At 69.8% G+C, this 24,238-nt stretch carries 20 protein-coding genes; all 20 read right to left on the bottom strand.

Going from position 1 to position 24,238, the window contains the following annotated elements; all coding sequences use genetic code 11:
- Positions 1 to 5: 5 nt before the first annotated feature.
- The 20 genes from BN1701_RS20495 to BN1701_RS20400 all read right to left on the bottom strand — a co-directional run bounded on the left by BN1701_RS20495 (position 6) and on the right by BN1701_RS20400 (position 24,113).
- Positions 6 to 416, bottom strand: a complete 411-nt coding sequence (locus tag BN1701_RS20495) for a VOC family protein (RefSeq protein WP_054055989.1) — start codon at positions 414 to 416, stop codon at positions 6 to 8.
- Positions 417 to 426: 10 nt separating this feature from the next.
- Positions 427 to 867: a helix-turn-helix transcriptional regulator gene (locus BN1701_RS20490; protein ID WP_054055988.1), complete on the bottom strand. Its 441-nt coding sequence runs from the start codon at positions 865 to 867 to the stop codon at positions 427 to 429.
- A gap of 66 nt (positions 868 to 933) precedes the next feature.
- Positions 934 to 2,241: an ABC transporter substrate-binding protein gene (locus BN1701_RS20485; RefSeq protein WP_054051272.1), complete on the bottom strand. Its 1,308-nt coding sequence runs from the start codon at positions 2,239 to 2,241 to the stop codon at positions 934 to 936.
- A gap of 31 nt (positions 2,242 to 2,272) precedes the next feature.
- On the bottom strand, positions 2,273 to 3,412 hold the full coding sequence (locus BN1701_RS20480; protein ID WP_054051270.1) for a branched-chain amino acid ABC transporter permease: 1,140 nt from the start codon (positions 3,410 to 3,412) through the stop codon (positions 2,273 to 2,275).
- On the bottom strand, positions 3,409 to 4,317 hold the full coding sequence (locus BN1701_RS20475) for a branched-chain amino acid ABC transporter permease (RefSeq protein ID WP_054051267.1): 909 nt from the start codon (positions 4,315 to 4,317) through the stop codon (positions 3,409 to 3,411). Before BN1701_RS20475 ends, BN1701_RS20480 begins: the two co-directional genes overlap by 4 nt.
- Positions 4,314 to 6,182, bottom strand: a complete 1,869-nt coding sequence (locus tag BN1701_RS20470) for a long-chain fatty acid--CoA ligase (protein ID WP_054051266.1) — start codon at positions 6,180 to 6,182, stop codon at positions 4,314 to 4,316. Before BN1701_RS20470 ends, BN1701_RS20475 begins: the two co-directional genes overlap by 4 nt.
- Entirely contained in the window at positions 6,179 to 6,967 is a 789-nt protein-coding gene (locus BN1701_RS20465) for an ABC transporter ATP-binding protein (RefSeq protein ID WP_054051264.1), read from the bottom strand. Before BN1701_RS20465 ends, BN1701_RS20470 begins: the two co-directional genes overlap by 4 nt.
- Positions 6,968 to 7,037: 70 nt before the next feature.
- Positions 7,038 to 7,823, bottom strand: a complete 786-nt coding sequence (locus tag BN1701_RS20460; RefSeq protein WP_054051262.1) for an ABC transporter ATP-binding protein — start codon at positions 7,821 to 7,823, stop codon at positions 7,038 to 7,040.
- A 384-nt stretch (positions 7,824 to 8,207) separates the two neighbouring features.
- A complete protein-coding gene (locus BN1701_RS20455; protein ID WP_054051260.1) occupies positions 8,208 to 9,359 on the bottom strand; it encodes a GDSL-type esterase/lipase family protein in 1,152 nt (383 codons plus the stop codon).
- On the bottom strand, positions 9,356 to 9,949 hold the full coding sequence (locus tag BN1701_RS20450; RefSeq protein ID WP_054051258.1) for a TetR/AcrR family transcriptional regulator: 594 nt from the start codon (positions 9,947 to 9,949) through the stop codon (positions 9,356 to 9,358). The genes BN1701_RS20455 and BN1701_RS20450 overlap by 4 nt, the downstream gene beginning before the upstream one ends.
- A gap of 79 nt (positions 9,950 to 10,028) precedes the next feature.
- A complete protein-coding gene (locus BN1701_RS20445) occupies positions 10,029 to 10,907 on the bottom strand; it encodes a DUF4231 domain-containing protein (RefSeq protein ID WP_054051256.1) in 879 nt (292 codons plus the stop codon).
- Positions 10,907 to 12,457, bottom strand: coding sequence for a hypothetical protein (locus BN1701_RS35845; protein WP_054051254.1), 1,551 nt, complete (start codon positions 12,455 to 12,457; stop codon positions 10,907 to 10,909). Before BN1701_RS35845 ends, BN1701_RS20445 begins: the two co-directional genes overlap by 1 nt.
- Before the next feature lies 1 nt (position 12,458).
- The gene (locus tag BN1701_RS20435) at positions 12,459 to 12,686 is read right to left on the bottom strand and encodes a hypothetical protein (protein WP_157368130.1); all 228 of its coding nucleotides are present in this window, start codon (positions 12,684 to 12,686) and stop codon (positions 12,459 to 12,461) included.
- Positions 12,687 to 12,688: 2 nt separating this feature from the next.
- A complete protein-coding gene (locus tag BN1701_RS20430) occupies positions 12,689 to 14,581 on the bottom strand; it encodes a tetratricopeptide repeat protein (RefSeq protein ID WP_054051250.1) in 1,893 nt (630 codons plus the stop codon).
- Positions 14,578 to 15,855 carry a hypothetical protein gene (locus tag BN1701_RS20425; protein ID WP_054051248.1) on the bottom strand — a complete coding sequence of 426 codons (1,278 nt, stop codon included), beginning with the start codon at positions 15,853 to 15,855 and terminating at the stop codon, positions 14,578 to 14,580. Before BN1701_RS20425 ends, BN1701_RS20430 begins: the two co-directional genes overlap by 4 nt.
- A gap of 26 nt (positions 15,856 to 15,881) precedes the next feature.
- The gene (locus BN1701_RS20420) at positions 15,882 to 17,831 is read right to left on the bottom strand and encodes an Hsp70 family protein (protein WP_054051247.1); all 1,950 of its coding nucleotides are present in this window, start codon (positions 17,829 to 17,831) and stop codon (positions 15,882 to 15,884) included.
- Positions 17,832 to 17,838: 7 nt separating this feature from the next.
- Positions 17,839 to 18,456: a nucleotide exchange factor GrpE gene (grpE, locus tag BN1701_RS20415; protein WP_054051245.1), complete on the bottom strand. Its 618-nt coding sequence runs from the start codon at positions 18,454 to 18,456 to the stop codon at positions 17,839 to 17,841.
- Between the two features lie 9 nt (positions 18,457 to 18,465).
- Entirely contained in the window at positions 18,466 to 18,903 is a 438-nt protein-coding gene (locus BN1701_RS20410; protein ID WP_054051242.1) for a hypothetical protein, read from the bottom strand.
- Positions 18,904 to 18,909: 6 nt separating this feature from the next.
- On the bottom strand, positions 18,910 to 21,543 hold the full coding sequence (locus BN1701_RS20405) for a tetratricopeptide repeat protein (RefSeq protein WP_054051240.1): 2,634 nt from the start codon (positions 21,541 to 21,543) through the stop codon (positions 18,910 to 18,912).
- Positions 21,540 to 24,113 (bottom strand): TIR domain-containing protein, encoded by a 2,574-nt coding sequence (locus BN1701_RS20400; protein WP_172803293.1) that lies wholly within the window; start codon positions 24,111 to 24,113, stop codon positions 21,540 to 21,542. The genes BN1701_RS20405 and BN1701_RS20400 overlap by 4 nt, the downstream gene beginning before the upstream one ends.
- Between the last annotated feature and the right edge of the window lie 125 nt (positions 24,114 to 24,238).

Raw genomic sequence — 24,238 nt, 5'->3', positions numbered from 1 at the left:
ACGACTCAGCGCAGTTCCTGGATGCGGACCATGTTGCCCGCCGGATCGCGGAACGCGCAGTCACGAACCCCGTAGGGCTGGTCGGTCGGCTCCTGGACGACCTCGGCGTCGCCCGCCTGGAGGCGTTCGAAGAGGCTGTCGAGGTCCTTTGTGGCCAGGTTGATGCCCGCGTAGGTGCCCTTGGCCATCATCTCGGCGATCGTGGCGCGCTCGTCGTCGGTGATGCCGGGGTTCGCCGCGGGCGGATGCAGGACGATGGACGTGTTGGGCTGGCCGACAGGGCCGACGGTGATCCACCGCATCCCCTGGTAGCCGACGTCGTTGCGGACCTCGAAGCCGAGAGTGTCCCGATAGAACGCCAGCGCGGCGTCCGGGTCGTCCTGTGGAAGGAAACTCGAGTGAATGGTGATGTCCATGGCGGCCACATTAGGTGCGGCTCTGCGCCCGCGCTTCTCGATTCCTGATCGGTCTGGTGACCTGCTTGGCCACACACGCGGGCATCCCTACCGTCGCCTGCGCCGCCTGCTGCCGGTAGGTACTGGGCGGCACCCCGACCAACTCGGTGAACCGGGTGCTGAAGGTCCCCAGCGACGAGCACCCGACCGCGAAACAGACCTCGGTGACGCTCAGGTCGCCCCGCCGCAGCAACGCCATCGCCCGCTCGATCCGCCGCGTCATGAGGTACCCGTACGGTGACTCACCGTAAGCGCGGCGAAACTCCCGGCTGAGATGTCCGGCCGACATGTGCGCCCCCCGCGCGAGCGCCTCGACATCCAGCGGCTGCGCGTACTCCCGGTCGATCCGATCACGAACCCGACGCAACCGCGCGAGGTCACGCAGCTGCGCCGCGGTCGGTGTACTGGTCACGTCCCGATCGTGCCACACGTCAGGGTGCCCGACCCGGACACGGTCGGGCACCCTGACGCGCTTACCTCAGCTCTGGAAGCACGGCTTGTCGAACTTGTAGTCCTTCGCGGTCGGGCCGACGAAGAACGGTTTCACGGTGCTGACGCCGGTGGGCGAGGCGTCGTCCGGCTTGGCGATCATTATCTCGCGGACCACGCCCTTGTTGGCGTCGCCGGTGAAGTTGCCCGCCGATGCGGGCAGCATGCCCTCATAATCGACCTTGTCCAACTGCTTGACGGCCTTGAGCAGGCCGTCCCTGGTCAGGTCCTTGTTCGCGACGGCCTTCTGCAGCGCGGTCCGCAGCGGGTAGGACCACACCCAGCCCGCGGTGTAGCCGTCGTTGCCGGTGACCCCGGTGCCGAGCGTCTCCCGCATGACCTTGTGCCCTGGGGTGTCGGAGGTGAACGTCTCCCATGGGCCGGACTGCAGGTAGAGGGCCTTGAACGCGGGAGCCGCCGGGCTCTTGAGCAGGCCAGGGTTCCACGTCGGGCTGGTGCCGATGTACTTGCCGGTGTAGCCGCGGGCCGCGGTCTGGCCGACGATCACCGCCGCGTCGGTCGGGCCGGTCGTCAGGATGACCAGGTCGGGCTTCTTGGTGAGGACGGAGTTGATCGCCCCCGCCTGGTTGTCCTGCCCGGAGGCGGTCTCCACCGCCTCGAACGTGAGGCCGTTCTTCTCCGCGGCCACCTTGGCGCCCGCGGCCGCGTCCTCGCCGTAGTCGCCGGGGTAGTGCACGGCCATCACGGACTTGGGCTTGAACTGCTCGACCGCGTAGTCGATCGCGTTCATCGACTCCAGACAGTAGTTGGTGCCCGATTCCAGGATCACGTCCTCGAACCCCCATGCCGAGGTCCACGAAGCGGGTACGGACACGATCTTGTTGTCCCGCAGGTCGTCGATGATCGCCGCCGTCGTCGGCGAGCCGAGGGTCTGCGCCAGGCCGAGCACCTTGCTCTTGATCTCCTGGTAGACCTGGTTGTGGGTCTCGGGGTTGTACTTGTTGTCGCGGACGTAGGTCGTGACGTCGACGCCGTAGCCGTCGATGCCGCCGGACTTGTTCACCCGCTCCCAGAACTTCTTCTGCGCCTCGGTGATCGGCACCGCCAGCGCCTTGAACGGGCCGGAGGTCAGGTCGGAGATCGTGCCGAGGAAGATGCAGCCCTTCTTCAGGTCGGGCGCGTCCTTGCACGGCTCGGCGGTGACACCCACGTCGGTCTTGACGGCCCCGTCACCGCCGCCGCCACCGCCGCCACCGGAGTCACCTCGGCCGCAGCCGGTCGCTATCAGCGCTACGGCGGACAGGCCCGCCAGCAGCTGCGTTGTTCGACTGGTCATCGGTATTCCTTTCGTGGCAGGCGAATCGACTTCAGTAGGAGAAAGGCCATGCCTTGAAGTAGTTGCGGATCCGGATCCAGATCCCGAACAGCCCGCGCGGCTCGAAGATCAGGAACAAGATGATCATCAGTCCGTAGAAGATGATCGCCAAGTTGGCCGCGCCGAGCGGTGCGGTCACGTCCGAGCTGATGAACGGCAGCACTGTCGGCAGCTCCTGGGTGAGCCGCGGCAGCATCGTGATGAACAGCGCGCCCATGATCGATCCGGCGATCGTTCCGGCCCCGCCGATCAGCACCATCGCGACGAACTGGATGGACAGCAACAGGTTGAACGAGTCGGGCTCGACCCGACCGAGAACCGCGTAGAGCAACGCGCCCGCGCAGCCCGCGTAGAACGACGAGATCCCGAACGCGAGCACCTTGTAGCGGGCGACGCTGACGCCGATCACACCCGCCGCGATGTCACGGTCCCGCACCGCGGCGAAGGCCCGGCCGACCTTCGACCGCACCAGGTTGCGGGCGAACACGGCGAAGATGATCAGCAGTACCAGCGTCACCAGGTACATCTTCTGATCACCGGTGAGCAGCTCGCCGTTGCGGTCGAGGCGCTGGCCGAACATCTCCGGCACCGGGCCCTGCCTGCCGACCCCCGGTCCGCCGGTGAGCGACCTCCATTCCTTGAAGATGTGCAGGCCGAGGAACACCAGGCCGAGGGTGACGATGGCCAGGTAGAGCCCACGCAGCCGGGTCGCCAGCGGCGCGACGATCACGCCCGCGAGTCCGGCGACCACACCGGCGGCGAGCAGCCACACGGGCAGGAACGTGATGCCGAGGCCGATCGTGCGCCTGCCCGGCTCGCCGCTGAGCGCCGAAGCGGTATAGGCGCCGATGGCGAGGAAGAAGGCGTGGCCGAGGCTCACCTGACCCGCGTACCCGGTCACGATGTTCAACCCGATCGCGCCGATCGCCGCCGCCAGCCCGGTGGCGAACAGGTGCAGCCACTCGTCGGGCAGCCCGAACGGCACATAGGTGGCCGCCAGCAGCACCATCGCGACCACCGCGAGCTGCTTGGGCCGGGTGTTGAGCATCCGCAGGTTCTGCCCGTAGGAGGTGTACAGCTCGGGCCTGCCCCAGAGCTGACGGGAGGCCTTCGCGGGCCGCTGGTCGGTCATACCCGTTCCACCTCCTTGGTGCCGAACAGGCCGTATGGGCGGACCAGCAGCACCAACAGCATCACCACGTACGCCGAGACCACGGAGAAGTTCTGGCCAAGCCACGGCGCGTAGTCGCCCTGATAGGTGGCGACCAGCGACTCGACCAGCCCGACGGTGAACCCGCCGATCACCGCCCCGCCCAGGGAATCGAGGCCGCCGAGGATGATCGCGGGCAGCGCCTTGAGCGCGATGATCCACAGGTTCTGGTCGATGCCTGCGCCGGTGGCCTGGAACGTGCCCGCGACCGCCGCCAGCGCGCCCGCCATCGCCCAGGAGGTCGCGAACACCGTGCCGACCGAGATGCCTTGCGCCAGCGCGGTCTCCTGGTTGAACGAGGCCGCCCGCATGGCAAGCCCGAGCCTGGAGTACTTGAAGAAGGCGAACAGCACGACCACGAGGAGAACCGTGGTCACCAGCATCACGATGTGCCGCTCCTGCACCTGCACGCCACCGAGGTCGATCGAGCTCAGCCCCCACGGGTCGCCGACGGGCCGGACGTCGAGGCCGATGAAGATGTTGGCCACCAACCGGACCACGATGTCGATGCCCAGGGTGATGATCGCGATCACGAACACCGGTTTGCCGACCATCGGCCGGATCACCGTGCGCTCGATGCCGAGTCCGAGCAGGGCGACGCCGATCGCGCCGAGCACCAGGGCCAGGAAGAAACCCCACGGACTCGGCATCCCGAGCAGCGGTTCGGCGATGAAGCTGACCGCGAGCGCGCCCGCGAGCATGAACGCGGGCTGGGCGAAGCTGACCACCCGCATCGACTTGTAGATGATCACGAAGCCGAGCGCGAGCAGCGCGTAGATCGACCCCTGTCCGAGCCCGCCCGCCACCGCCTGCAGGAAGGTGGTCATGCGCCTCCCCCCTTGGGATACATGGACTCGACAAGGTCGTCGAACAGCTTGCCCAGCGCCGACCGCTTGACCTTCTGCGTCGCGGTCAACTCGCCGTCCTCGTGGTCGAGTTCCTTCGGCAGCATGCGGAACTTCTTGATCTGCTCGACGGAGGCGAACTTCTTGTTGACCTCATCGACGATGCTTTGCACGAGCTTGATGACCTCGGGGCGTTCGGACAGGTCCCGATAGGTGGTGTACGGGATGCGCTTGCGCTGCGCCCATTCCCCGACGGTTTCCAGCTCCACACCGATCAGCGCGGTCAGGTACGGACGTTTGTCGCCGATCACCACGGCTTCCTTGACGTACGGCGATACCTTGAGCGCGTTCTCGATCTCCGACGGCGCGACGTTCTTGCCGCCCGCGGTGATGATGATGTCCTTCATCCGGTCGGTGATCTTGACGTGGGTGCCGTCGACCCACACGCCCACATCGCCGGTGTGCAGCCAGCCGTGCTCGTCGACCGCCTTCGCCGTGGCCTCCTCGTCGCGCCAATAGCCCGCGAACACGCCAGGGTGCTTGGTCAGGATCTCGCCGGTCTCCTCGTCGACGCGCAGGTCGACGCCAGGGTGCGGCTCGCCGACCGTGCCGAGCTTGATCCGTCCCGGCCGGTTGGCGGTGGCGATCGCGCTGTTCTCGGTCATGCCGTACACCTCGTGCATCGGCACGCCGATGCCCATGAAGAACTTCAGCACGTCCGGCGCGATCGGCGCGGCGCCCGAGGCGGCGTAGCGGACCTTGCGCATGCCGATGCGGTCGCGCAGCGAGCGGTAGAGGAACAGGTAGCCAAGGGCATACCGCAGCCTGGTGCCCGGTGTGTGCGCGCCGCCAGTGCGTACCAGGGTGTCGCCGATGCCGTCGGCCACCTTGAGCCAGAACCGCGCGAGCCCGCGCTTGACCGGGGACGCCGAGGCGATCTTGATGTTGACGCCCGCGAGCACTTTCTCCCAGATCCGCGGCACCCCGAACAGGATCGTCGGCTGGATCTCCCGGAGGTTGGGCTGCACGGTCGCGATGGACTCGGCGAAGTTGACCTGCGCGCCCGCCGACGCGTTGAACCAGGTGGTGAAGATCCGCTCGGCCACGTGGCACAGCGGCAGATAGGACAGCATGATGTCGTCGGTGCCCGGTGGGGGAGAGGTGAACCCGCCGCCCTCGATCAGGGTCTGGACGCAGAACTCGACGTTCGCCACGGACAGCATCGCGCCCTTGGGCGGACCGGTGGTGCCGGAGGTGTAGACCAACGTCATGATGTCGTCTGACCGCGCCTGGGCCATGGTCTCGTCGACCGCGCCAGGGTGCGCCGCGCGGTGTTCAGCGCCCATGGCGAGAAGGTCTTCCCAGAACAGCAGCTTCGGGTTGTCGTAGCGGCGCCGGATCCCGCGCGGTTCCAAGTAGACGATCCGCTCGAGCTCGGGCAGTTGGTCGAGCACCGAGAGGACCTTGTCCGCCTGCTCCTGGTCCTCCGCGAGCAGGATCTTGCTACCGGAGTGGGCGAGCAGGTAGGCGACCTCCGCGGCCGGGTTGGTCGGGTAGAGGCCCACGGTCATCGCCCGCACCGCGACCGCGGCGAGGTCGGTGTAGAGCCACTCCCGGCGGTTCTCCGACTGGATCGCCACCCGGTCGCCGGGCTGGACGCCGAGCGCGAGCAGCGCGTGGCCGATCAGCTCGACGGTGTCCCAGTAGCCCGCCCAGGACACCTCCTGCCAGATGCCGAAGTCCTTCTCCCGCATCGCGACCCCGTCGGGCATGGTGCGCGCGCGATCCCGCACCCTGGTCACGATGGTGGTCGTGGTCTTCGTGCTCGGCTCGACGACCTGGGTCATGACGTCACCTCCGTCGCGTGTTCCTGCCCCAGGTAGGCCCGGATGACCCCTTCATCGGCTTGGACCCGACCGGGGGTGCCGGTGACGATCGGCGTGCCGAAGTCCATGGCCATCACCCGGTCGGCGAGATCCATCACCAGGCCCATGTCGTGCTCGACCAGGATCATCGGGATGTCGAGCTCGTCGCGGATGTCGAGGACGAAGCGCGCCATGTCCTCGGTCTCCTCAAGGTTCATGCCCGCGACCGGCTCGTCGAGCAGCAGCAGCTTGGGCTCCATGGCCAGCGCCCGGCCCAGTTCGACGCGCTTCTGCACGCCGTAGGGCAGCAGACCCACCGGGAACGCGCGCCACTGCTCCAGTTCGAGGAAGTCGACGATGTTCTCGACCACGGCGCGGTTCGCGATCTCCTCGCGGCGCGCGCGGCCGAACCACGCGAACGCGGAGGGGGCGCCGTAGCGGATGTGGTGGTGCCTGCCGAGCATCAGGTTGTCCAGCACGGTCAGGTTCGAGAACAACTCGATGTTCTGGAACGTCCGTGCCATGCCGAGCGCCGCGATCCGGTGCGGCGGCTTGCCCACCAGGTCGACGCCGTCGAACACCACCCGGCCCGTCTGCGGCCGGTACACCCCGGAGAGGATGTTGAAGATCGACGTCTTGCCCGCGCCGTTCGGCCCGATGATCGCGAACAGCTCGCGCGCGCCGACCTCGAAGGAGACGCCGTTGACCGCCTTGACGCCCGCGAAGGACAGGTGCACGTCGTCGAACGCCAGGATCGGCTCGCTCATGCGGCCGCCTCCCAAGGTCGGTGGCTCCACTCGCGAAGGCACTGTGACATGGATTCGCTCGCAAGCTCGCTCATGAGAGCCACCGCTTCCGCCGCTTGTAGTGCTTGACGTCGCGGAAGGACTTGACCGCGCCCTCCGCGCCGAGTCCCAGGTAGAACTCGCGAATGTCCTCGTCGGCGAGCAGTTCCTTGGCGGGCTTGTCCATCACGATCTTGCCGTTCTCCATCACATACCCGTGCTCGGCGATGGACAGCGCCATGGTCGCGTTCTGCTCGACCAGCAGGACCGTGGTGCCCTGCGCGTTGATCCGCACGATCAGGTCCCGGATCTGCTGGACCAGCAGGGGAGCCAAGCCCAGGCTCGGCTCGTCGAGCAGCAGATAGCTGGGGTCCGACATCAGTGCCCGACCCATCGCGAGCATCTGCTGCTCACCGCCGGAGAGGTAGCCCGCGGTCCGTTTGCGCCGGTCGCGCAGGACCGGGAACAGGTCGTAGACCCTGGCGAGGTTCTCCTTGAGATTCTTGATGTTGGTGTGCGCGCCGACCCGCAGGTTCTCCTCGACGGTGAGCTCGGCGAAGATCCGCCTGCCCTCCTGGACCTGCTTGATCCCCCGCCCCACTATCCGGGCCGCGTTGCTGCGGTGGATCGGCTCGTCGTCGAGGGTGATCGACCCCTTGGTCACCTCGCCCTCATGCACTCCGAGCAGGCCGGAGACAGCCCTGAGCAGCGTCGTCTTGCCCGCGCCGTTCGCGCCGAGCAGGGCGACGATCTTGCCTTCCGGCACCTCCAGGCTGACCCCGCGCAGAACCAGGATCACGTCGTCGTACACGACCTCCAGGTTGCGGACCGCAAGCATCACACCTCCCGTCGGTGACCCGCGTCACACTCTGTCAGCAGAGCATTGATCACGCGACCGCTGAGGCCAAGCGATGATGATTGATTCGTTATAAGTCCCGTCGGGCTTGAGCGTCGGCGTGTATGGCCCGGCCAGGGCGGTCACTCGTTTGAGTGACCACCGGCTACTCCCCGCATCCTGCTGGTCGCCGGGGGCGACCGCCGTAGTTCGGTGGTTTGAGTGTGGGGCGGATGGTCAGGCGGGAAGCCAGGCGATCAGTTCGTCGGCGCGCTTGTCGATCAGGAACTCGCTCGTGATCGCCGTTGTCGCGGTCGCACTGGTCGCCTTCGTCGTCACCCGCCTCCGGGCGCGTAGCGCGTGACCGGGCGGGCGGCGTCGGCCGGGTCACCGAACCGCGAATGGGCCTTCTGGTGCGAACGCGTACTCGGCGAACCGTTCGCCGATCAGCTGGTGCGCGGCCGGGCCAGGGTGCAGCGCGTCGGGCAAGGGGAGCCCGGCGGCGTCCTTCTCGTCGTAGAGCGTGGTTCCGTCCAGGTAGTGCAGGTGTGCGTCGCCTGCCCTGCGCTCAGCCAGATCCGCCAGCGCGTCGCGGATGATCCGCAGGGTGAGCCGCCCACGCCGCTGCTCCGCGCTGTCGCCGGTCGCGGTGAAGGTGACCTGGTCGGTGCCGAGCGTGCTCGGGTCGAACGCGCCCGGTCCCGGGGTGTCCTCGTGGATTCCGCAGAATATCGGCGAGATCAGCACCAGCGGCGTGTCCGGGTGCCCGTCGCGGATCGTGTCCAGGAAGCCGTGTACGGCCGGGACGAACGCGCGCAGGCGCATCGCGTCGAGGTTCACCACGTTGATCCCAAGTTTCACGCTCAGGAAGTCGGCAGGGGAGTCCCGGATCACGCGGGCGGTGAACTGGTCCACGAGCGCACTGCCGCCGAACCCGAGGTTGCGCAGTTCGACCCCGCCACCGCGGGCGGCGACCACCGGCCAGATCCCGGTCGGCGCGGCCGCGTTCGAGCCGTGGCTGATCGAGCTGCCATGGTGCAGCCAGACCCGCCCGCCCGCCTCGACCGGCCGGACCGGCTCGTCCGTGCGCAGCTCGGCCAGCTCGACCGATTCGTTGTGCGGCAACCACACCTCGACCAGCTTCTCGCCCGCTGGCAACCCGCGGAAGGCGACCGTGTGCGCGGACCCGGTGCGGACCTCGGTTCGCCCGGTGCGCAGGTCGACCTCGATGAGGTCCCCACCGGCAAGACTCTCGCTCGCGAGAAGCCTGCCGTCGGCGACGAGATCGATGCTGCCCCGCGGCCGATTCGTGCCGCGGTAGGCGACTCGCGTCGGATGGGTGACCAGCTCGACGGTCCGCGCCGCTGTGGTCATGACCAGTCGCACGCCGGAGGGCTGCGCCTCCGTCATCAGCAACTGCGGATCGGGGAACTGGGCGCGCACCCACGCGGGCAGCCGATGCGGCCGCACGCCACGGGCGGTTTTCTCTACTTCGGCTACACCGCGAAAGAACGGGGCGGTCAGCGGTGTGGTGATCATGGCGCGGTGGTGTCCTTTCCGGACTCGGCGGGCCAGGCCCGCAGCAGCGCGTCGAGCGCGGCGACGGTCTTGTGCCAGGAGACTTCGGGGCCGGGGTGGCTGTGGTCGAAACCGCCGACGCGTTCCAGCGCGAGGAAGCCGTTGAGCGTGCTGCCCAGCACTCGTACGGCGTGCACATGCTCGTCCGCCGGGACCGGGTAGCCGCGGAGCACCGCGGCGGTCAACGCGACGACTTCCCTGGCGGCGTCCGACCGCACAGCGGTCTCGCCGACCCGCCGCTGCAGCGACGTCCATCGGCCGGGCGACTCCAGTGCGTAAGCCCGGTGCGCCGCGGCGAAGCCTTCGAGCGCCTCCCGACCGGCCCGGCCCGCGATCCCCTCGACGATCCTGGCGGCGAGGTCGGCGAGCGCGAGCGCGCTGACCCCGTCCAGCAGCGCGTCCCGGTCCCGGACGTGCGAGTACAGACTCGGCGTCCGCACACCGAGGCGGCGTGCCACCGCTGAGAGGGTAACGGCTTCGAAGCCGTCCTCGTCGGCGAGCGCCGCCGCTTCGGCGATCACCGAAGCCGTGGTGAGAGGAGTGTGAGCCACCTGGCCATACTACATACTTTAGGCACACACCTAAAGCCTATAGGCGGGTGTTCCAGAGCACATCGGATGGCGAGCGACGTCAGTTCGCCGGGGCCGGGTCGGCTTCGTCGAGCGCCATCTTGGCCATCCAGCCCTCGTTCTGGATGGAGATCACTCGTTCGCACTCGACGACGAAGGTGTCGTCGTCGACGGCGTCGACGGAACGCTGGGCGAGAAGTCGTTCCAGCTTGTCGGCTGTTCGGGTGAACTCGACAAACTGGTAGTCGTAGCGGGCGGCGCCGGAGTGCGCGGCGAGGGCCCCCGCCACCGTCGTCAGGACCCCGATCCAGACGATCGCCTTGGGCGAGGGCACGATCGCCGCGACGGCCACCAGCGTGGCGGCGATGACGGCCAGCGAGGTCTCGGCGGCGCTCAGAATCCGTTGCGCTCGCCCGATCTTGTGTGCCTTCGGCCGGTAGTACCGCTCCGCCTGCTCGCGCACGCGGACCTCGGCGTAGGACTCGACGTCGTGCACGGCGGGCAGGGCACGCCGCTCGGGTGGGTCGGGCAGGTACCTGGCGAGGTCGCCCGCGTCGTCGGCGAGAGTGTCCAATCGAGACAGCAGCACCGTGTCCCGCTCGGCGCCGCGGAACGGTGTGGCGCGGGCCAGGAACAGGTGGACGTCGGCCTTGATCGCTTCGGAAACCGACCTCGCCCTGGTCCAGTCCCGCGTCTTGGTCACGCTCATCCCGCGCTGGGTGAACGGGATCACCGCCAGCGCGACCGCGGCGGCGACGGCCAAGCCCCGGCCGGTGGGCCCGTCGACCGCGAACAGCTGAGCCGACGCCGTGGCGAGGACCGCGCCGACGACGCTGAGCGCGAGCGTGGTCCACCGGGCCCGGCTGATCGACTTCTTGAGCGTGCCCGCCGCGTGCGACCACCGCTTCTGCTGTTTCCAGGCGAACTCGACGTGGTCCACTAGGCGACGATCCTTCCGACCGCGCTGATGATCTGCGACATCGCGTCGGCCTCGGATGAGTCCTCGGGACACATCCGGCGCACCTTGCCCGCCTGCAGCTGAATGGTCAGAAACCGGTCGCGGTATCGGTTGACCTGATAGTGGTCGCGGGGTGGGCGCCGCTTCAGGTCCTCGATAGCGGAATCAAAGCTATCGATCACGGCGACCACGCTGATGATCAACTGGACCTGGGTCAGGTCCTCGGCGATGACATCGGTGAACTCGGCGGCCTCGGTGGCGTACTCCGGGTCCCTCATCGCGACCGCCCGGCTTTCCTCGGCGTCCACGAGATGCCGTTCGACAGTCGGCAGCACCGTGGCGTCGCCAGTGCTGAACAGCTTGCGCGACAGCAGGATCAGCGCGACCGTTCGCAGGTAGGCGACGGCCGAGCACCGCGGGTCGATGTGGTTGGCCGCCGTCAGCAGCGCGGCGGCCTCCGCGTAGTCGCCGTCGTCGATGGCGGTCCGACCGCCGATGAGTTCCTCGTGGAGGAGCCAGAGCAGCACCGATTGCAGCGACACCTGTGGCAGCGGCTGGGTTTCGGCTTTGAGCATACGTTTGCGGCCGACGAAGCCCAGCATGGCGCGCGCCGCGTACCGCTCATTCGCGTACGCCCAGAGCAGCCTGCCGTCGCCGTGTCCGCGCATCTTCGGATGGCACAGCTCCAGCTGCCGGATCGCGCCCTTGGGGTCGCGGTCGCGCAGACAACGCCGGGCCTGGTCGATCTGCGGCCCGTGCAGCTCGCCGAGGATCTGGTCGAGCAGTTCCCCGAACGCCTCCTCGGCGGGTCCGGTCGCCGAGGCGAGCGCGGCGGTGACGACGTCGCGGGCGTCGGCGGCCCGGCCGAGCGTCAGCAGCACACCCGCGTGGCAGTACCGCAGAACCGGATCGGTGGGCAGCCCGCGCAGCACGCTTTCGACCAGCCTGAGCGCGGCAGCCGGCTCGTCGGCGGCCATGAGCTCGTCGAGCCGGGTCGTCACGCCGTCGATGACGATCTGCTCGCACTCGGCCCGCAGATCACTGATCCGCAGGTTCATCTCCGGGTCGGTCGCGTTCGCCGTGGCCCGCGCGAGTGCGTCCAGCCCGGGCTCGTATTCGCTCAGCGAGCACCGGCAGATGGCCAGCAGTGCGAGCGCGGGCGGAAAGTTCGCGTCGATCGCCAACGCCTGATCGATCAGCGTGATCGCCATGTGGAACTTCTGCTCGTCGACCTTCACGCGCGCCTGCTTGAGCAGCCGCTCGATCCGGGCGTTCGCCGCCAACTCGTTCAGCGTGTCCAGGCCCGCGTCGAGCCGGTCCAGGTCGGCACCGACGCGCAGGCCGGTGACCTCCGGCCGCAGCCGGGCGGCCGCGGCGATGTCGACCTTCTTCTCGGTCGGGGCGAACGCCGTGTGGCCGGTGATGTCGACCGGGGTGATGTCGGTGAGCTTGCGGGCGTCGTGCCGCAGCGTCTCCAGCGATGGGCCGTCCTCCGGCGGCCCGAAGGCCAGGCCACCCGGCTCGTCGGCCATATCAGTCCTCCTCGACTTCGGGCGCTCCGCCGCGCACGGCGGTCACCACTTCCCGCACGATCGCGGTCTCGCGGATGTGGTCGAGTTCGGCGATCGCGAGCACCGCCCGGCGCAGTTCGACGCGGAACAGGTCGCTGTTGTGCGCCGCGCCCGAGGTGTCGATGTCGGGCATCGACAGCTTGGCCAGGCAGTCGGCCGGGGTGAGGTCGCGGGGCGCGCGCTCGGTCATGGTCACCTCTCGTGGTCGACTAGAAGACGGTCACCGACTATGACCAACAGGTTGGCCTCTTTCTGCTCGACCGACCGCGCGTGCTCGGCCAGTCGTTTGCTGTCGGCCTCCAGATTCCGCACCAGCTCGTGGGCTTCGACCAGGTCGGCGGAGCCGGGCGCGGCCAGCAGTTGGCTGACCCGGACCCGCAGCAGCTCCGAGCGGTCGTTCATCTCCGCCACCGTCGGCGGGGCGGCGCGGACCTCGACCAGCTCGGGCCGCCCGTCCCAGTCGCGCACCCGGCGGAACCGCGAGAGCCTGCGCACGACGTCCGCGCGGACCTGCTCGCGGATCGAGCCGTCCGCCACGTACTGGTCGAGGACCTGCAGATAGGCGTCGACGGCGTCGCGGCCCGCCCGGGTGATCCGCGCCTGTCGGTTGAGGACGCGCAGCACCTCGGGATCGCGCGCTCCGAGCAGTTGGGCGCGGGCCAGCACGGTCGCCGCGACCGCGCGCTCGGCGTCGCTGTCGGCCAGGTAGTACCGCAGCAGCCCGACGACGAGGTAGGTGTCGCTGAAGTCGGGGTCGCGCTCGCGGGCGCAGGCGAAGCGTTCGACGGCCTCGGTGAGCTTGGACTTGGTCGGCTTGCCCGCCCAGTCGCGCAGCAGCGCCATCCCCCGCAGGAAGTGCAGGTCGCGCAGGACGCGGTCGAGATCGGACAGCTCGCCGTCGGTGCCCGCCTCCTGCATGGCGGCGAGGCGGTCGGCCACGGTCACCGGGTCGGTGTCGGGCCACGGCAGTGCGGTCGCGCCGTCCGGGTCGAGTCGGGCCACGGCCGTGGTCAGCAGCGCGTCGATCCGCGCACCGGCCCCCGGCCGGTTCTCGATCCACGCGGCCAGGGCCGTCCCGACATCGGCCAGGGCGAGCATCTGCTCGCGCTCGTCGTCCGGCAGGCTCGGCGCGGCCCGCTCCAGATCCTCGAAGTGCTTGCGCGCGCCGACGACGTCCTTGTCGAACAGTGCCCGCGCCCCGAGCGCGACATGCCGGTTGCGCAGGTCGTCTGGCAGGTGGTCGCGGAAGTCGCCGAGCGTCTCGACTTCCTGGAACAGCTGGGCGGCGGCGTCGACCCGGCCGTCGCGCAGGGCCTCCAGACCGCGGTGGTACTGCACGACGCCGTAGAGCTTGCGGGCGCGGTCGGTGAAGCGACCGCGCAGCGGCGCGAGCACTGGTTCCGCGGCGTCGTACTCGCGGCGCTCGACCCGCAGGTGGGCGAGCAGGTAGGCGATCTCGGGGTGGCTGGGGTTCGCCCGGTTGAGCCCGGCCAGCCGCAGCGACGCCTCGTCCACCTCGCCGATCTGGACCAGCGCGAACGCGGTGAAGAACCCGGCCTGCACGCGCAGCCGGTCGCTCAGCTTGGTCTCGACGGCGCTGAGCGCCGGGATCGCCGCGCGGTAGTCGCCGACGCCGATCAGCGCGACCGCGGCTTTCAATGCCGATCGCTGCCTGCCCGGTTCCACGATCTTGCGCCGCACCAGGACCGTCCCGCCGATCAGCAGCGCTGTCGCGAGGACGGCGAGCAGGACCGGCAGGAAACCGGAGCTTGACTCCGTGGGTGCCTCTTCCCGCGCGTTCGGGTTCTCGCCCGCCGGGGTCCCGGCGGCCGGGGTCCCCGTGGTGCCGCTGGGTGACGCGGACGGCGAGCCGCCAGCGGGCGCGGGCACCGAGACGGTCGCGACGACCGGTCCGTTCGGTCCGTCCACTGTGGCCCGATACGTGCCTGCGGGCAGCGCGGCGTCCGAGGGCAGGATGATCGTGGGCGGGTCGTCCGCCGCCGCCGGGCTCGCCAGCAGCAGTAGGAACACCACGGTGCCCACCAGCGCCGCGAAGGTCCGCCGCCACGCTCCTGCGTCGGTCATGGCGTGAACGGGACGAATCGGGTTCGCCATTGGTCTGCCTCCCCAGGGGTGAGCAACTGGTTGCGGACCATCCGGTCGATGCGCCGGTTGGCCTCGACCGCGGTCTGATGGGCATAGCCGCGTTCGCCGAGCGCCAGCCAGCTGCGCGCGTAGCCGACCAGCGCGTCGAGATCGCTGGGGTCGGCGGCCGCGGCGGCGTGGAACGCGTTCGCCGCCGCCCGGTGGTCGTCTCGGCGCAGGTGCAGGTGGGCGAGCCGCTTGTGCCACAAGGGATCGGTGAGCACATTCTGTCCGAAGAGGACTTTAAGATCGCGGGTGAGCCGGTCGACGCGGTCGTCGGCGGGGCTTCCCGCGACCAGATCGAGCTGGTCCCAGGCCAGTTCACAGCGCAGCAGCCGCAGATCCGTGCGCTCCGGTTCGCGGGCGAGCGCCGCGTCCACGATCCGGATCGCGGCGTCGCCGTCGGCGATGCCGCCGATCAGCGTTACCGGGTCGATGGCGGCCGCGATGGCGTCACGCAGTTCGCTCGCGTCGCGCGGCCGGACGTCCGGGCGGGAATGCCGGTAGTGCCTGATCGTCCGGAACAGTCGCTCGACCTGCGGTGATCCGTGCATGGTCGCGGGCACGGCTGACCCGTCGACGGTCGACCGCAGCAACACGCCCCTGGCCTGGGCCTCGATCCGGTGCTCGTCGTCGTCGGCGGCGAGCCGGGTCCGCGGACAGGCCATGGCCTGCGCGACCAGGGTGGCCAGCGCGTAGGCGTCCTGGGCTTGGTCGTCGAACGGTGTGCCCCGGATCAGCTCCGGGGCGAGCGTCTCGACGACGGTCACGTCCAGCCCGAACAGGTCGCACGGGGAGGCCACGGTCGTCGGCGGGCACGGCGCCAACCATGGCTGGTCGTCGATGATCACGATCTCGCGGGCGGTGATACCCAGCGGACGCACCGGCCCATGCCGCCAGTGGTCGAGCGCGGCGCAGACCTGGTCGAGCAATGCGAGCCGGTCCCACCAGTCCGGCAACGCGGCCAGCCGCTCCTCCAACGTGCGCCAGGACGGATCGACGGCGTACTCCACGTAGTACTGCCCGTCCGACCAGCCGTCCTCGCGGATCGCGAGCATCCGACCCGACGCGCGGCCGCGCAGCGCGGTCAGCGCCTGCCGGAATCGGCCGTCGCTGAACCTCGGATCGATGAACCGCACGATCCGGTCGTGGTCGACCTCGCGGGTGGCGCGCCACAGCGTGCCGCGGCCGGTCCGACCGACCGCGGCTGTCAACCGAACCCCAGGTGGCCCGTCCATGGCTACCTGAGCTGGTAGAACAAGTCGCTGAGCTCGTCGCCGAGGTCCTCGACGTCGTCCCCGCCCGCCGCGACGGCCTCGACGAACCGCGTATACGCCTCGACGAGCCGGGCGCGATCCGGCGGCGGGAGCTGGCCGATGAGTTTGAACGAGCGCCGCGCGATCGCCTTGAACTCGTCCGGGGTCGACGCGGGCGGCGGCGGTGGGGCCGCGGGACCGGGGGTCGCCGCGCCCGGCGGCCGCGGCAGGTCGGACGGCGGGGTGGGCAGCGCGCCGGGCGGCGTGGGCAGACCGGCGGGCGGCACGGGTAGGCCCGCGTCGGTGTCCACCGCCCGCCGCTCGGGCATCGCCTCGCTGAGCAGCGCGGCGCTGGCCTCGATCTGCTCGGCGGTGGCGCGCACGTCGCACTGCACCTTGGTCTGCCAGATCTGGTTGTCGTTGAGGCACTTCACGCCGACGTCGAGCAGCCCGTTCGTGTCGATCTCGAAGGTGACGTCGAACCGGTAATAGCCCTGTTCCTTCGGCTCGGGCAGGATGATCGGCAGTTTGCCGATGAGGTCGTTCTCGAACGCGACCGGGTTCTCGCCCTGGAAGATCAGGACATCGATCTCCTTGGAATTGCCGCCGTTGGTGAAGTCGCCCCGAGTCTGTCCGCCCGGGATTCGGCTGTCCTTGGGCAGGATCGGCACGAAGTCCGCCCGGTTGGCCAGGATGCCCAGCGTGTGGCTGGTGACGTCCTGCAGCAGGATCGCGCCGTCGGCGACGGCCTCGCCACCCGACGCGGCGGGCGTGATCACCATGTCGGCGCCCGCGTAGCCGTCGCTCTCCGGGAACTGCCGCGCGATCATGCCCGCGCCCCTGGCCACGGCCTCGTCCGGGCTGATGTCGCCGCGGATGTCCTTGATCTCCAGGCCGAGGTGCTCGGCGAGCATCGGGCGGACGCACGCGATGCGCGTGGACCCGCCGACCAGCAGCACCTGCTCGATCTCGTCGCGCTCGACCCCGTTGCTCTCGTGCGCGGACTCGATGGCCTTGTCGAGGCAGTCCAGCGACTGGTCGAGCAGGTCCTTGATGAGCGCCTCGAACGTCGCCCGGGTCAGCGGGACGTTCACGCTCAGCGTCGGGGTCAAGTACGGCAGGTTGAGGGTGGCCGCGGTCGCCACCGACAACTCCCGCTTGCGCATCTCGGCCTCGCGCTTGACCCGCTGCCAGATCGCCGGGTCGCCGGTGAGGTCGGTGCTGTGCTTGTCCTGGATGTATTTGAGCACCCAGCCGGTGATCCGGTCGTCGAAGTCGCCGCCGCCCAGCCGCGAATCGCCGCCGGTGCCCACGACGCTGACGTTGCCCGCGCTGATCTGGATGATCGACACGTCGAACGTGCCGCCGCCGAGGTCGTACACCGCGTAGGTGTGGGTGCGCTCGTCCTCGACCTTGTCGGCGCCGAAGCACACCGCCGCCGAGGTCGGCTCGTTGAGCAGCTGGTGCACGTTGAGGCGGGCCATCCGGGCGGCGTCGTGGGTGGCGCCGCGCTGGGGCTCCTTGAAGTACGCGGGAACGGTGATCACCGCGTCGTGGATGGGCTCGCCGACGAAGCTCTCGGCCTGCCGCTTGAGCTCCATCAGGATGAACGCGGAGATCTCCTGGGGCAGGTAGTCGCGACCGCGGAACGGCACCCGCCGCGGCTCACCCGGGTCGCCGGGGCCGCTGGGTTCCCTGGCGTAGGAACCCATCTCGCGCTTGACCTCGATGATCGTGTTCAGCGGGTCGCTTGCGAGGTTGTTCTGCGCGGGCGCGCCGACGATGACCTGGCCCTCCGGGTCGAGACCGACCACGGACGGCACCGTCTTCGTGCCGAACGCGCTCTCGATGATGTGGGTGTCCTTGCCGTCCCATATGGACACCGCGGAGTACGTGGTGCCGAGGTCGATCCCGATTACCTTGTGGAATGGCATGTCGCTCCTATTCGGCCTGGTCCGGCGTGAGGTCAGCGCGGCCGCTCTGGATCTCCACGGTCGCGGGCACGAGGATCTTGCGGTCGAGGAGGTAGCCGTCCTCGACGACCCGGACGACGGTGCGCGGCGCCGCGTCGGGGAACGGTGAGTCGTCGGGTTCGACCACTCCGACACAGCGGTGCTGGTACGGATCGAACGCGGTGGCGCCGACGTCGACGGCTATCGGCTCAGCGCCCATCCGACTGAGCACCCCGCGCAGGGTGAGCGCGAGGCTGCGCACGTGGCTCGCCACGGCGGTCGGGTCGAGCGCGGTGCCGTCGGCGACCATCTTGTCCATCGCGGCGAGCGGGGAGATCAGCTCGACGCACAGGTCCTTGAGGGTGCGGTGGACCAGCCCGCCGACCAGGTCGGCGCGCAGCGCGGTGATCTCCCGGCCGACGTCGGCGGACAGGGCGCGCTGGGCCTGCGCGAGGTCGTTCATCGTCGCGACCACGGCGGTGTTGTCGTCGACGACCTCCTCCAGGAGCCCGCCGATCTGGTCGAGCCGCCGCTGAAGCGGGTCGGGGGGCGCCGGGACGGCGTCCGCGGTCGCGGTGGCGGTGTCCGCGTCGGTCACGATCTCCATGGTGGATCCCTATTCGCCGTGGTGGTCGAGTCGAGGGTCGGGGGTCAGGTCGGAGTCGAAATCCTGTCTGTCCAAATCGGACCGCGGGGTGACCTGGACGCCTGCCAGGCGCAGGTGCGTCGCGATCGCGGTGTGCAGCACCTCGACCCGGTCGGCGCGGTCGTTGAACAGCCCGGCCGCCGCGTCGCGCACGGTGAAGAACCGCAGATGGGCGTTCGCGGCGTCGTACTCGGCGCGTTTGGCCGGCCGGGCCAGTTCCTCGCCCGCGGTGTTGACCGCGCGCTGCCGTTCCTCCAGTTCGGTACGCCGGGCGGGTTCGCGGCGCAGCTGTTCGCGCAGGTCGCGGATGAGCGCGTCGCGGGCTTCCCGGATCTCGGCCGCCGTCGCCGTCGGCTCGACTCCCAGGACGGTGTAGAACGACTCGGCACCCAATTCGATCATGAACATCGCCGGTCAGTCCTCCTCGGCGTCGAGTTGGTCGCGGGACGCGGTGAGGCGGTCGAGCCGCGCTCGCAGTTCCTGGGCCTCATCGGTCAGATTCGCGCGCTCTGCCATGGCGACCGCTTCCCCTACCGCGGTGATCGCGTCGGCGATGGCCGCGCGCAGCGCCACCTTCGCGTCGGCCGTGTCGTCGGTCTCCTCCCGCAGCCGGGTGATGGCCGCGTCGACCCGATCGATCGCCGGTCCGCTGATCTCCCGGATCTTCGTCAGCACCATCTCGCGCGCCGCCGCGCCCCGGGTGGTCGCGAGCAGCGTCTCGGACTCGACGCGACACTCGTGGTCGAGCGCGACGTCGATCGCGGCGCTGAGCACGGTGACGGCTTCCCGAGCGTTGGCCTCGCCGCCGAGCTTCAGCAACACGTCGGCGAGCAATCGGCTGAGCCCACCGCTGCGTGGGAACCGAGTGAGGGCCCGACGGCACGCGGCTGCCGTGGGTTCATCCGCCACAAAGCCGCCCTGCGGGGTGACGGGAACGGGGGACACGGCGGTGTTGTCGACCAAGGTCACCAGATCGCGCCGCAGCTGGACGGCGTCGTCGTCGTGGACGGTGTCCACGGTGTCGTCCAATGCGGACACCGCGGCCGCGTATGCGTCGTCGGGTCGATCAGCCGCTTGCAACAGGGCGCAGCGCTCGACCTTCGGTCGTAACTCCAATGGCATGATCTCGACGCACACGTCCAGATCGACGAGTCTGCTCGCCCACTCCTCCTGGCTCGTCGGCGCCGGTTTGTTCCACTTCGTCGAGAGCGCGACGAGGTCGGATCGAAACACCTTGACCAGATCGATGTCATCGCTGATCATGCCCCGATCGATGCAGATCGGGGTGAGTACCGACCACGGCAGCGCGAGCTGTCTCCTGGCGATCTCGCACCCCAGGGCGAGGTACTCGCCCGAGCCTCGGTCGATCAGCGCGGTCATCATGCCGCGCAACAGGATTCCCCGCCGCAGCGTCTCGTCGGCCAGCGCGTCGGCCCGAGCCTTCTCGACGTCGGCGTACTCGTCGCGGGCCCTGGCCTGCGGGTCCGACGCCGCCGTGTGCGCCGCCCGGACCCGGTCGGCGACCAGGTCGGCGAAGACGGTGACCCCCGCCCAGTCGCGGCCGCGCAGGGTGAGGTCGGTGATCCCGAGCAACGCGTCCCGGGCGTCGGCCAGCGCTTCGTCGGTCGGCTCCTCGGCCACCCCGAGCACGTGACTGGGCGAGCGGAATCCCAAGCGCGCGTTGAGGTAGTACAGATCCCATTCGGACAGCCAGACTCGGACCGTCTCGTCGTCGGCGACCCAGGCCGCCACCTCGGCGTCGGTCGGGTAGGGCCGAGGCGATGGCGCGCAGTACCGCGATCTGCTCTGCTGGCTCAACGCCAGATGCAGCGTCCGGCGCTCGTCGAGGTAGAGCTGGACGTCGCCCGCGCCCGCCGCGTGCAGGTACAGCAGCTCGGACAGGCGCTCCCAGGCCGGGCCGTACTCGTCGGCGGACCTGGTCCGGGCGGCCATCAGCGCGAGGTTCATCGCCACCGGCACCCGATACGGATCCAGCGCGACCGTCTCCCGCCAGAGCAGCTTGGCGCGCGCGGTGTGCCCTGTGGCCGCCGCGGCCCGGGCGAGACCGTCGAGCACCGCGATCCGCAGCTCGACGAAGCAGTCGGTGTCCTGGATGTGGCCGGGGTAGCGGTCGAGGATCCGCAGCGCGTCCTCGGCGGCGAGGGCACCGCCCGGTCCGAACTTGGTGAAGTGCGCCCAACACGCCAGCTCGATCGGCAGCACCTTGTCGTCGAGCAGCCGCGTCGTGCTCGCTACGAAATCCGCCGCGTCGTCGGTCTCGACCAAGTCCAGGATCGCGTCGAGCAGCGCGACCGCCGGGTGGTCGTCGTGCCCGGACAGGCCGGAGCGGGCGAGGGCCCGCACGTCGCGGACGCTGTCCCCGGCGACCAATGTCGACACGCAGGCGATCGCGAACTCGGCGACCCTCGACCCGGTGCGGGCACCGCTCGACCCGGTGCCGAGGTGGGCGTCGACCTGGGGCCGCAGGGGCTTGGGGCGTGCGAGCTGATCGAGCAGCGACAGCTGCCACAGGTCGGTCGCGCTGTGCTTGCCGGGTCGTGCCTTGGCCTCGCTCTTGGCGCGTTTGCCGGGCTCGGCGCCGGTTCTGGCCTGGTCGAGCACGGCGTCCAACGCGACGACGGCGGCGTCGCGCGCCGCCGCGTCATCGGCGTTGAGCGCGGCGAGCAGCGCCTGGCCGATCTCGCGCTCCTCCTTGCCGGACTCCAGCAGCACTTGGGCGAGCAGCACGTGCGCGCGCCTGCTCCGCGGTGCCAGGCGCAGCGCCGCCCGGTACGCCGAGACCGCCGCACCGTGTCGGCCCGCGCGGTGCAGCAGCCTGCCCAGGTGCAGCGGCAGTTTGGGGTTGAACGGGTCGTGCGCGATCGACCTGCGCAACCGTTCGACGCCCTCCTCCGGGGCGGTGTCCTGGTCGATCGCCAGTCGGAACTCGGCCTCGGCGATCGCGAGGCGCACGCCAGGGGTGAGCTCCTCGGCGGACAGTTCGGCGAGGCGCTGGAGCAGCACCTCCCGTGAGCGGGTGAGGTTCATCCGAGGTCCTCGTACAGGGCGACCCGGCCGGGTTCGCACACCGCGATGTGTTTGCCGTCGGCCGAGAGCGACGCGGCGACCGCGTCCGGCCATTCGAGCTGGAACGCGCCGTCGCGCCAATAGCCGCGGCCGCCGTCGGCGCGGTTCAGCACGTGGTGGCCGCCGCCGTGGGCGACCGGCTTGGCCCCGGGTGGGAACCCGCATTCGAGGACGTGTCGGTCGGCCTCATCGATGCGCCACAGCTCGATCGCCCCGGTGCGCTGGTTGGCTTGCAGCAGCCCGCACGTGTCACCGTGACCGGGGATCAGCCGCGACGCGCCCGGCTTCGGCTCGACCGCGCCGATCGTGCCGTCGACGTTCAGGCAGGTCAGCCCGGTGTCGGTGAGTACCACCAGCCTGCCGCCCGCGTAGGCGATGTCGGCGGCCATGGTGAAGTCGGGCAGCGTGGCGACCCGGCGCTCGCCGACGTAGATCGACAGGCCGCCGGACAGGTCGGCGACCGCGAACCGGTCCCCGTCCTTGGCCACCGCGATCCGGTGCGTCCCGGCGGCGACGTCGAGCAGGTCCCGCCGGACGCCGTCGGTGGTGAACTGGCGCAGGTCGTGCCGCCACGATCCGGCGACCACACCGTCGCCGACGAGCCGAACGTCACCGACCGCGCCGCTGAGTGTGTCGGTGGCGGCGAGGGCGCCGTCGACGAAGAACCGCAGCGCGCCGTCCCAGCCGCCCACGGCGATCCGATCGGCCCGGGTGTCGGTGCGACGGACCGCGATCGGGGTCGAGTCGCGCCACACCATCCCGGAGCTGTCGAGGATCGCCAGGGTGTCCGTGCTCTGCTCCCAGACGAGGACCAGCCCGGCGGGCAGCGGCCAGGCCCGCTTGGCGTCGATGGGATATGACCCGGTCAGCACGATCCCCTCGGCCGACACCGTGGTCGCGGGCGTGGGCAGGGTGGCGCCGATGTGGTGGCGGTAACCGCGGTTGACGGACGCGAGGTTCGGCAGTGGCGGCAACGCCGCGCACGCGGCCTCGATCGTGGCGCACGCGCTGGCCGCGCCCACACACCGCACGAGGCGCTCCAACACCCGGTGCGGATCCACCGCCGGGTCGGGTTCGGTGCCGTCCTGAAGGTAGTCGCCGGTCAGCAGGTAGTGCAGGACCAGCCGCAGCGCCTGCACGTCCGACCTCGGCGTCGCGGGCGCGCCGGAGCGCTGTTCGGGGTGGGTGAACAGCATCGAGTCGATCCGGTCGTCGGCGGGCGAGTCGGTCAGGTCGCTGCCGATGCACAGCACGCTGACCGTGCCGAAGGTGCCCACGACCGCGTTGGCGGGCTTGATGTCGCCGTGCGCGATGGGCGGGTCGGCGGCGTGGAAGCCGCGCAGTGCCTTGGCGATCCCGAGACAGAGCTCGTAGGCGGCGCGCGGGGGCAGCGGCCCGTGGTGTTCGGTGAGCGTTTGCGCGGAAACCCCGTCAACGACCGGGAGTACGAGGAACAGGCACAGCCGTTCGCCGTCGACCGCTATCGTGCCCGCGTCCATGGGCGCGACGATGTTCGGATCGCTGAGCCGGGTGAACCGCGCCACCTGCTCGAAGAACGCGTCGTCACGTTCGGCCGGGATCCCGACGAGGTTGATCGACACCGTCGTGCCCCGCGCCGTGTCCCGGCCCGGGTACAGCGGCCCGTGGCTGTTGCGGCCGAGTTCCGCGCCGGTCAGCACGTAGTCGGTGCCCGGGATCCGGCGCCCGCCATGGGCCTGGGGGAGCCGGGCGTACACCCGCGCCCAGACGTCCGGCGGCTCGCGCTCGGGAAAGCGCCAGGCCATCAGCCGGTCGAAGGCGGCCCTGGCCACGGCGATGGTGTCGGCGGCGACGGTGACCTCGCCGGAGCGGCTGTTGACCGCCTGGTTGCCCAACGTCCGCGCGGTCGACAGCGCCTCGATGACGCGGGGCGGAAGTTTCTGCGACGCCAGCAGTTGCCCGATGATCTGCTCGTCCGGCGCGTTCGGGGGCACGTCGCCGATCTCCTGTTGGTGCAGTTCCCGCGACAGTTGGGCCGTCTTTCGCCAGATCTGGTACAGCGCCTCGACCGGCTCGGCCGACAGCGGCGCGTCGTAGGTCTCCGCGACCGGGTTCGCCTTGCGCCGTTTGATCAGGTTGGTGATCCGGGCGAAGTGCCGGTCGTAGTCGCGCTGGTCGCTGAAGTCGTAGACGAACAGATGGGCGGCGTGGGCGGGCACCTTGCCGGTCATCGGCTTGAACTTGACCACGATCGTGGTTCCCGACTTGCCCGCCGGGTCGGCGTGCGTGCCGTTGAGCAGCTCGAACTCGGTCCAGTCGCTGGCGAGGTAGGAGTCGGTCAGGCAGACGATCATGTACGCCGACCGCCGGATGGCGGACGCGATCTGCGGTTTGAGCGCCGGTCCGGCCGACATGTGCGCGTCGTAGAACCAGACCTTCCAGCCGCCCTTCTTCAGCAGCTCGACGAACGGCGCCACGACGTCGCGGTCCGCGCCCGCGTAGCTGACGAACACATCGAAGAGTTCGACGCCATCGTCGACGTCGTTCGACACGGATCTGTCCCCTTCCTGATCGCCGGGGCGGTTCATGATCGTCATTGCGAGAATCGCAGGCGAGCCGGTTGGGTGTCCCGCTTTCGCGCAGGTTCACTCGAACGGACCCCAGGCCGATCACCCAG

Origin of the sequence: Alloactinosynnema sp. L-07, assembly GCF_900070365.1 — a bacterium.
In the GTDB taxonomy this organism is placed as follows: Bacteria; Actinomycetota; Actinomycetes; order Mycobacteriales; family Pseudonocardiaceae; genus Actinokineospora.
This window is presented reverse-complemented; position numbering and strand designations above follow the sequence as displayed.